Source organism: Caldisalinibacter kiritimatiensis, assembly GCF_000387765.1.
GTDB classification, from domain to species: Bacteria; Bacillota; Clostridia; order Tissierellales; family Caldisalinibacteraceae; genus Caldisalinibacter; species Caldisalinibacter kiritimatiensis.
This window is the reverse complement of sequence record NZ_ARZA01000181.1, coordinates 1-8,259: the sequence shown is the minus strand read 5'-3', so window position 1 is coordinate 8,259 and position 8,259 is coordinate 1. Positions and strand designations below refer to the sequence as shown.

Here is an 8,259-nt window from a genome sequence, read left to right as displayed (position 1 = left end):
TTTTCTTTTGTTTTTTCCTTTTAATTTTACAAATTTTTTGACAATTGACCTCTGCTTAATATCGTTATTATTATAATACCCACTCAGCAGACTATTTAACATGATTTTTACTTATATAAAATATTTTTTTAACATAAAAACAGATTTTAACCTTACTCTATAAATATTCTTTATTCACATCTTTCCATACAGTAGCTTTTAATCATACTTCATGTATAAGTTTTATAATTTAAACGCATATTAAAATATCTACTTTGTCATTCTTATAAGTAACAAGTTTATTGTTCTTAAGAGACGCCCACGTGTTCTTGAGGGACTCCCACGTGTTCTTGAGGGACGCCCACGTCCCTCAAGTAACACAATTGCTCTATTTCACAAAAAATTATCCACATATAATAACAAGTGTCCACAGTAAAAAAAATATAATTTAATTACCCTCGACAATAAAGAAAATATTTATACTTTTTTAGTATAAATTACCCTTTATATAAATGCTTATAAACTAGACACTTTTCAAATATCTATTTATATAACAGTTTATACATCCTATGTATAAATATACATTCTGTTTATCCACAAATATTATGTTGTGATTTTGTGGATAATTCATAGCTTGTTCTGTTGATAATGTGAATAACTTTGTGGAAAACTGTTATTTTGTACAGGCTATTATGTGTATAACGATGTGTACACGTGGTGGATAGATGTTAGCATAACAAAATTATCCTTTTTGTGATAATATAACCAAAATTCTAACAAAAATAATTATTTATTTTTTTGTGGATAATATAGTGTTATCCACTATATGTTGAGTTAATTATATTGTATAAAAAATGAAAGTTAAATTTGAGAATTTTATCATAAAACGAATAAAATGGAGGCATACACCTCCATTATTTCTTCTGATTTATAAAAATAGAACCCTTTGGCTTTTTATATGCACTATACCCTTTAACCATTTTCTTACCCTGCTTTACGTTTTTTAATTTCTCCTTTACCTGTTGGAATTCTCTTTTTATTTTTTTATTATTTTCTAACTCTATTTCTTGTATATTCTTAAGAAGATTAGTTATTTCCTCTACAATATCCTTTAATTCTTTTAGATAGGGATGATATTCTGTATTAAGCTCATCTAGTGAAGTAACATTATTGTTCTTCTTTATCCGTTCATAGATTTCAGTAAATTTAATATCTAATTTATCTATACAATCTATTTCTTTTTGTTTTTTAGTAATGTATGCTTGAAGTCTATCCGTATCTGACTTTTCAATTACCTGCTGCTGTTTTTTGGTTATTTCTAATATTTTTTTTAGATGAAATTGTTTATCCTTACTTAAGGATATCAATTCCTTTAATAATTCACTTGTCACTACATCATCTCCTAGCTTACTTAACGTTTCTATTTTTCTTTGCTAGCTGCATTGCTTCCTTCCAAGTATCCCTTAATTCTTCTACTAATGGTAAAACTTCATCTAATATTTTAATGTCCTTCTTTATGTTAGCGTCCATTAATCTTTCTAATATAAATGTATATAAACTTCTTAAATTCTTAGATATTTCGTAATCCATATTTAATGTAATATTCAGCTCACTTATTATATCTTGAGCTCTAACTATAGAATTATGTGCCTTTTCCATATCTTTTTGTTCTAAAAATACTTTTCCCTGCTTTATAAACTTAACCGCTCCATTATATAACATTAAAGTCAATTCTTCAGGTGATGCAGTCATTACTGAGTTTTGCTGATATTGTGAATAAGGGTTCTTCATCGCCATTCTATCTCCATCCTTCCATAAGTTACATTATGTTTGTTGTTTTATTTTGATATGTTAATCTAACCAGTCTAGGGACGTGGGCAACCCTAGACAACAAAAACTCTAAAGCTCCAATAATTCTAAAGCGGGGGTGGTAACGTCCTGTTACCGTGTCGCTAATTTGACATCCTGTCAAATCAACGAATTTTCAATTTATAAGGAGGTTTATTTACTGTTATTGAGGGACGCCCTCGTCCCTCAATACTATACTCCTTATGCCATCATTCCTCCACCGAATTGAGACATCAACCATGCACTTTGCTGATTCATCTGTGCTATTGCCTTCTCCATAGCTGTAAATTGGTCCCAGTATCTGTCTTCAACTTGAATTAAATAATCATTCATGTCTTCTATCTCTTCTTCTAAATCCATTATTTGTTCATCTAAGGTACTTATACTACCATGTTCAGTTACGAAATCTAATAACATAGTTGACTCAACATTTCTATACAAGTTTGCATCGTCCCCTGGACCTGCTTTATTTATTACATCCTTCATTCCATCTATAAGGTCATCATACAATCTAGTTATTAGTCCACTATTGGCTCTTTTTTCGTCCTCATCAGTTATACTACTATCTGGCTGTTTAAACAATAACTCTACTACTCCATCTACATCCTGCTCAATAGCTTCTCTTAGCTTTTCTTCATCTATTTGTAGTTTACCACCTACTGTACCACTTGAATATTTTTGTGTAGTTATACCTATCTCTGTTAAATGGTCAAAGCTACCAGTAACCCCTTCTACATCTTCATAAAATCCACTTCTAACCCTTTGTATAACATTAGATATTATCATATCATTTCTTAATAAGCCGCTTTTAGCCTTTTCTTCCCAAAGCTCTATTTCTTCTTCCGACATAGCCTCTTTTTGCTCTTCAGTAAGTGGTTGATAATCTCTATATCTTTCTTCTGATAATTTACCTCCTACTTCATCTACTAACTCATTATATGCTTCTACAAAGTTGCTTATCTTTTCGATTACCGCATCAGTATCTGTACTTACCTGTGTTGTAAATGTACCTGTTGCTTTTAAGTTAAAGTTTATTCCGTTTATAGTGAACTGATTGGAAGAGTTGTTTATGTTTTTTGCTCCTGCAAAATCTATAACTGAATCAGCTCCTTGATATGTTGTTCCATCAACAGCAACTGCTGCAGTTGTTTTCGTACCTATTAAATCATCAGGATTAGTATAATCATAATATGTAGCTACAAGTCCTAAGTTCCCCATAAAATTTACACCAGTTTCTTCTATGCTTATTTCTGCATTTTTGCCTGTATCATCAGTTTGAAGGAAAAATCTATCTATATCCTCATCATAGATTGCTGTAATACCAATATTTGCACTGTTAATTTGAGAAACTATTTCGTCCATAGTTAAATTCTCAGCAACGTCATCAATTGTAACTGTATCACCATCACCATTTGTAATGGTAAAAGTAACTGTATCACCACTATTTAAAAAATTAAACTGAGTTGCTAAACTTGTCTTATCTTCATTTGAATTTAAAGAATTTTCACTAGCTATATACACACTGCTAGCTAATTGCTGAACATTAACTTCGTAACTACCTCTAACAGCACTTGTATTCGCATCAACAGTAGCTATAGTTTCATCTGAAGATGTAGCTCCTTTAATCCAATCCAAGCTGTTAATAGATTTATTTAATAATGTTCCGCTAGAAGTAGTTGTAGCTAATCCAAAATCCTTTTTAGTATCTAAAATAAAGTTAGCAAATTCTTTATTTAAATCATTATACATCTCTTGTTTCCAAACCTGTAGCTGCTTTTCCTGCTCTAGCTTGTCTACCTTCGTCTTTTCAGCTTTTACAAGGTCACTAACAATCTGGTCAATATCCATACCAGATGCAAGACCACCTATTCTCATATCGCTCATTCTTTCACCACCCCAAGACCCGCTAAAGCGGGAATTTTGAATTTTAAATTATTTAAGATATCCTTTGTAGCTTTTCAGTTAATAGTAACTTCCCATTAGTTATTAAAGAACATATACGGATTCAATTATACAGTAGCAGTTTCCGTTATTGAGGGACGCCCACGTCCCTCATTTTACAATAATTATAATCTATTTATTCTTAATTTGTTTTTCCTGTTTCCTGACTACTGTTTCTTAATATACTACGTACTACTAACTACTAACTACGAACTGTTTTTTCATTTAATTCAACATTTAACATTTACAATTTAGAATTACAAAATCCTTTAGGATTTTGTTACGCTTTTTCATCCACTAATATACCAGCTAGCTCCCACATCTTTGCTACCATATCAAGTATCTTTTCTGGTGGGATTTCCCTTATTACTTCGTCTGTACTTGTATCTATAACCTTTACCATTATTTCCTTTGTCTTTTCATGTATAGAAAATTCTAGTTTTCTGTCATATATTTTTACACCTTTATTTGCTTTTTCTATTGCATTGATTAATTCTTCTTCAGTAAATTTCTTATCTTCATTTTTATTTGTAGGTAATGCTGCTTGCTCTATATTTTTAATGTCTTCCTTTTGTTTGTTAATATTTACGTCTCCTGTAGTTACTTGTTGAGGTCTTTGTATCGTAGATGTCGAAGAAACACCATCTATACGCATAAAAATTCCTCCTTTACCCATCTTTCTATTACTTATATCGACAGCAAAGAAGGAAAGCTTTAATTAATCTATTGATTATCACTCCAAAATTTCTTACTCTTATTATCCATTTTAATAACTTCTTCTTTTAATTCATTAAATTTATTATTTATCTTCATTGCTTCTTCATCATCTAAATCATTTTCTTTTATGTATTCTGCTAAACTTTTCATTTCCTTTAATTTATCTTCAATAATATCTAGCATCTCTAATCTGTATTTTACCCATTCCAGTTTTTCCTTAAGGTACTCTTCATTATTATCCATTATATCTCTCCATTTCATTTTGATTTATCTATGGGAATATATAATTTTAGCCCACAATTCATTGTGGGCTACGATATGTATTATAATCTGATATCTATGTTTCCTCCTATATGAGGATTTACTGACATTTCCATCATTTTTGTATTTGTATCTGCTAATTCCTTAATCATTTGACCTGAATTCTCAGCAGAATTCATAGCCATTTTCATTACAGAAATACTGGCCTGCTGCATTACCTTTCCTTGACTTAACATAGTTGACATTGCAGCTATATCCATAAGTATCAACCCCTTTATTGCATAGCATCATACTCATTCGACACTATACAGTTTTATATGTCAATTATATCATAAAATTGATATCAATTCCTATGGGCTAGAGAAGTATTTAACACCATTAGCAGAAAAGGTCTTGGATGAATCCAAGACCTTTTATTATTCATTATCTTAATAATTGAAGAACTCCTGGAGGTTGTTGGTTTGCTTGCGGACCATCAAATATCTTTCGATACTTGCCAGACTATATCTTCAACCGAATTATTAACTGTTTTCCCATTGTAAATTGTGCATTGTTAATTGTAAATTAACTCGGTTGCCGGGCACTTCGGAGAACCTCTAACCCCTACGGACCTCATAGCCGTACAATTGAAGTTTTTTGATTTTACATTTTCAATTTTAAATTTTCAATTGCCGTAGGCCGTTCGTCCTAGTCGTTGAACCTTCTCCATCCTTTCGGAACAGGAGCTTGGCTGCTGATTATCCATTGTTACATCTCTGCTGCTTTTTAACCTGTCACGCCTATCCTTTCGGATTACGTTGTAGGAAGCAGAGCTTTAGGAAGTTCCAGCAATTCACCCGATTTGCACTTAAAGGTTACCCTTCAAGGGACCCTTATCCAGCATTACCTAAGAAGCTGTAATACTCCTTGAGGTTGTTGCTGGGCTTGAGCCAACATTGCTTGAGCAGCTTGTTGTAAGATATTATTCTTAGTGAATTCCATCATTTCCTTAGCCATATCTACGTCTCTAATTCTTGATTCTGATGCTGTTAAGTTTTCTGAAGCTGTGTTTAAGTTGTTTATAGTATGCTCTAATCTGTTTTGGTATGCACCAAGCTTAGCTCTTTCAGAAGAAACTGTAGTTATAGCATCGTTAATTGTTGTAATTGAGCTCTCTGCGCTTGTTGCACTTGTTACATCTATTGATGATACTCCTAAGTTGCTAGCATCCATTGCATTGATACTAATGCTCATGCTTTGCCCTTCATTAGCTCCTATTTGCAATGCAGCACTGTCCCCTACAGTTATATCTACTGATGAACCTACTTGTAATGCTTCGAACTCTAATCCTTTTGAGTTTCCTCCTGTAACTATAACTTTATTTCCATCATATGCAACATTTGTGTCTGCACCCATACCATCTACATTTACGCCTGAAATGTTAGTACCAGTCGCACTAATTGCAGAACCACCTGACCAGTCTTCACCGTTTATTAAGTTGGCAGCACTTGCTGTAACATCTAATGTTTGGTCTGCACCTACTTCATCTGTTTCTATATTAAATGTATCAGCAACACTGTCATAAGTAGCTGTTACACCATTAACCTTATTTGTAATGTCTGAAGCTAAATCTTCTAATCTAGTTGTAGTATCTATAGAAAAATCTACACCATTAACCGTCAAAGTACCCGTACCTTGTGCTAATCCACTAGCATCAGTAGCTATAGCACCACCAATATTAGCAGTTGTACCTAAAGTAGCCCCTGATAAATCTACTGTATATGTTCCATTTTGAGTATCAGCAGACATCGATGCTTTAGTAACTATAGATGAGTCTTCAACGCTTACTCCCAGGCTACCATTTAATAAATTTTTTGTATTAAACTCAGTTGTATTTGCTATTCTATCGATTTCATCTACTAACTGGTCAATCTCATCTTGTAATGCTTGTCTATCTGCATCTACGTTTGTATCGTTAGTAGCTTGTACTGCAAGTTCTCTCATTCTTTGTAAAATAGCTTGTGTTTCGTTTAATGCACCTTCTGCTGTTTGAATCATTGAAATACCATCTTGAGCGTTTCTTGAAGCTTGCTCTAAACCTCTGATCTGAGCTCTCATTTTTTCAGAGATTGCAAGTCCTGCTGCATCGTCTCCTGCTCTGTTAATTCTCATACCTGATGATAATTTTTCTAATGATTTGCTTTGCATTGTATTAGCTGCACTTAATCTTGAATAAGTATTTAATGCAGAAATATTGTGATTAATTCTCATTTTTACATTCCTCCCTGAATGATTTTTTTTTGGCGTCCATGCCAGCCGTCAGCTAAGCTGACGGAAATTTAATTTTTTTAATTTTCAATGTTAAAATATTAGGCATCCTGCCTAAAAATAAGGTCATCCTTTGGCCAAAGGTATCCTTCTAAATGCTTCCATTATATTTATCGGCAGTAGGTTGTCCTACTTTAGTATTTTTTGAAAAAAATTTTTGTTTTTTGTATATATATCGCAGACTGAAGTCTGCTCTACAGAATAGATAAATTGTACATAACTTGTCGAGGGACGTGGGCGTCCCTCGACAACATAAGTGAACAACATCTAAACGTGGCGTCCTTTCCGTTGTTGAGGGACGCCCACGTCCCTCAACGACATCGGCACGTGCATCCCTCTACAACGGAAATGTACACTACCTATCATCGTTGTATAAGTCGATTTGAAATACAAGCTACTATCCCCTGTTCTCTAAACCCTGTCCCCTATTTCCTAAAGATATTTTTTAATGCATCAAAATCAATTTTGTTAGTGTTTGCTGCTTCTTTGTTTGATATTTGTATTTCTTCATATATTTCTTTTCTATGTACATCTATATCCTTTGGGGCTTTTATGCCTAGCTTTACTTTTCCTTCATCTATGTCGACCACTACTATCTCTATGTTATCCCCTATCATTATACTTTCTTCTTTTTTTCTGGCTAGTATCAACATAAACTATTCCACCTGCCCTTGCTTTAATTCTTCAAGTATGTAATGTTTGGTAGAGTATCTACTGTCTTCTAATACTATTTGTTTCCCAATTTTGCTCTTTGTATTTATTATTACTGGCCCTGATAAATTTGCTGTCATTTTAGTTATGTCATCTGGTACTACTACTATTGAATATACTGCTACATCTTTTTCTTCTTGTATTTCTAGTTTTTTTACTACTGCTTTGGGAATATCGAATTCATAATCTTTTTTGAATATGAATGGGTTTATTATTACAAAGGCAAGGTCGGGGTCATCTATTGATTGAAGCCATTGAAAGGGGATTTCTTGGTCTGGGTTGTCTATGATGATGAATTTTTTGTTGTTTTCGAATGCTAGTAATCCATCTGGGAATGTAATAATCCTGTTTTCGTCTATTTCTATTTCACCAAAGTGTTTTGTGTTTAATTTCATTATTGTTGTTCCTCCTTTATATTTTTAGTCGAGGGAATTTTTAGTCGAGGGACGTGGGCGTCCCTCGACAACAACATTGAGACGTGAGTCCCTCGACAAC

The 8,259-nt window shown here is 33.0% G+C and carries 9 protein-coding genes; all 9 read right to left on the bottom strand.

Annotated features, from left to right (window positions below):
* Window positions 1-893: 893 nt before the first annotated feature.
* Window positions 894-1,370 (bottom strand): flagellar protein FlgN, encoded by a 477-nt coding sequence (locus L21TH_RS07940; protein ID WP_006313684.1) that lies wholly within the window; start codon window positions 1,368-1,370, stop codon window positions 894-896.
* A gap of 16 nt (window positions 1,371-1,386) precedes the next feature.
* The gene (gene fliS, locus L21TH_RS07935; RefSeq protein WP_006313683.1) at window positions 1,387-1,776 is read right to left on the bottom strand and encodes a flagellar export chaperone FliS; all 390 of its coding nucleotides are present in this window, start codon (window positions 1,774-1,776) and stop codon (window positions 1,387-1,389) included.
* A 252-nt stretch (window positions 1,777-2,028) separates the two neighbouring features.
* The gene (gene fliD / locus L21TH_RS07930; protein WP_006313682.1) at window positions 2,029-3,711 is read right to left on the bottom strand and encodes a flagellar filament capping protein FliD; all 1,683 of its coding nucleotides are present in this window, start codon (window positions 3,709-3,711) and stop codon (window positions 2,029-2,031) included.
* A 337-nt stretch (window positions 3,712-4,048) separates the two neighbouring features.
* The gene (locus tag L21TH_RS07925) at window positions 4,049-4,423 is read right to left on the bottom strand and encodes a flagellar protein FlaG (RefSeq protein WP_006313681.1); all 375 of its coding nucleotides are present in this window, start codon (window positions 4,421-4,423) and stop codon (window positions 4,049-4,051) included.
* Between the two features lie 68 nt (window positions 4,424-4,491).
* Complete coding sequence (locus tag L21TH_RS07920; protein ID WP_006313672.1) at window positions 4,492-4,728, bottom strand: hypothetical protein; 237 nt, start codon at window positions 4,726-4,728, stop codon at window positions 4,492-4,494.
* A gap of 80 nt (window positions 4,729-4,808) precedes the next feature.
* On the bottom strand, window positions 4,809-5,006 hold the full coding sequence (locus L21TH_RS07915) for a YjfB family protein (protein ID WP_006313671.1): 198 nt from the start codon (window positions 5,004-5,006) through the stop codon (window positions 4,809-4,811).
* 622 nt (window positions 5,007-5,628) lie between these two features.
* Window positions 5,629-6,996: a flagellin N-terminal helical domain-containing protein gene (locus L21TH_RS07910; protein ID WP_006313670.1), complete on the bottom strand. Its 1,368-nt coding sequence runs from the start codon at window positions 6,994-6,996 to the stop codon at window positions 5,629-5,631.
* Window positions 6,997-7,478: 482 nt separating this feature from the next.
* Entirely contained in the window at window positions 7,479-7,706 is a 228-nt protein-coding gene (csrA, locus tag L21TH_RS07905; RefSeq protein ID WP_006313669.1) for a carbon storage regulator CsrA, read from the bottom strand.
* A 3-nt stretch (window positions 7,707-7,709) separates the two neighbouring features.
* Window positions 7,710-8,159: a flagellar assembly protein FliW gene (gene fliW, locus L21TH_RS07900; protein WP_006313668.1), complete on the bottom strand. Its 450-nt coding sequence runs from the start codon at window positions 8,157-8,159 to the stop codon at window positions 7,710-7,712.
* Window positions 8,160-8,259 lie beyond the last annotated feature (100 nt).

Bases quoted from the DNA above. Each gene is read 5' to 3' on its own strand.
- fliD (WP_006313682.1), bottom strand. From the start codon at position 3,711: ATGAGCGATATGAGAATAGGTGGTCTTGCATCTGGTATGGATATTGAC.
- fliS (WP_006313683.1), bottom strand. From the start codon at position 1,776: ATGGCGATGAAGAACCCTTATTCACAATATCAGCAAAACTCAGTAATG.
- fliW (WP_006313668.1), bottom strand. From the start codon at position 8,159: ATGAAATTAAACACAAAACACTTTGGTGAAATAGAAATAGACGAAAAC.
- L21TH_RS07925 (WP_006313681.1), bottom strand. From the start codon at position 4,423: ATGCGTATAGATGGTGTTTCTTCGACATCTACGATACAAAGACCTCAA.
- L21TH_RS07920 (WP_006313672.1), bottom strand. From the start codon at position 4,728: ATGGATAATAATGAAGAGTACCTTAAGGAAAAACTGGAATGGGTAAAA.
- csrA (WP_006313669.1), bottom strand. From the start codon at position 7,706: ATGTTGATACTAGCCAGAAAAAAAGAAGAAAGTATAATGATAGGGGAT.
- L21TH_RS07915 (WP_006313671.1), bottom strand. From the start codon at position 5,006: ATGGATATAGCTGCAATGTCAACTATGTTAAGTCAAGGAAAGGTAATG.
- L21TH_RS07910 (WP_006313670.1), bottom strand. From the start codon at position 6,996: ATGAGAATTAATCACAATATTTCTGCATTAAATACTTATTCAAGATTA.